This window comes from Pseudomonas sp. 05N434 (genome assembly GCF_056396965.1).
Window position 1 is genome coordinate 1 of the sequence record NZ_JBFTMK010001011.1, and the last position, 684, is coordinate 684.

Genomic DNA, 684 nt, shown 5'->3' on the forward strand with positions numbered 1-684 from the left:
CCGATTCACCGCCGCTCGTTCGCCCCGGTACGCCTGGCGTATGAAGCGCGGGAAAACCTGATCGAGGGTTAGTCGCAGGCTGATGTTTTACTCAAGGCCCGGTACAATCCGGRCCTTGTTGTCTTCACGTTTCTAGTTTCTAGACAGGATCACTATGCCGGCTTCATTCGTTCATCTACGCCTGCACACTGAATATTCCCTGGTCGACGGTCTGGTGCGGATCAAACCGCTGGTCAAGACCCTGGTCGGCATGAACATGCCTGCCGTGGCGGTCACTGACCAGAACAACATGTGTTCCCTGGTCAAATTCTATAAAGCCGCCATGGGCGCCGGGATCAAGCCGATTTGTGGCGCCGACCTGTGGCTGTCGAACAAGGATCCGGACAACCCCTTGAGCCGGATCAGCCTGCTGGCGATGAACGCCACAGGTTATCGCAACCTCACCGAACTGATCTCCCGTGGTTTCATCGACGGCCAGCGCAATGGTTCGATCATCATAGAGCGCGAGTGGGTGGCCGAAGCCAGCGAAGGCTTGATCATGCTGTCGGCGGCGAAAGAGGGCGARATCGGCCTGGCGATGCTCGGCGGCAACCCGGACGAAGCCGAAACCCTGGCTCGCGAGTGGATGGCGGTGTTCCCGGATCGTTTCTATCTGGAAGTCCAGCGCACCAACCGCCCCAACGA

At 58.8% G+C, this 684-nt stretch carries 1 protein-coding gene and 1 pseudogene; both read left to right on the top strand.

The features are described from left to right. Nucleotides 1-72 (top strand): annotated as a pseudogene (gene rnhB, locus AC1DLB_RS31405) (ribonuclease HII); the annotation flags it as partial. An 82-nt stretch (nucleotides 73-154) separates the two neighbouring features. Continuing rightward, nucleotides 155-684: PHP domain-containing protein (locus tag AC1DLB_RS31410; protein ID WP_477786456.1), on the top strand; the 530-nt coding region annotated here is incomplete at its 3' end.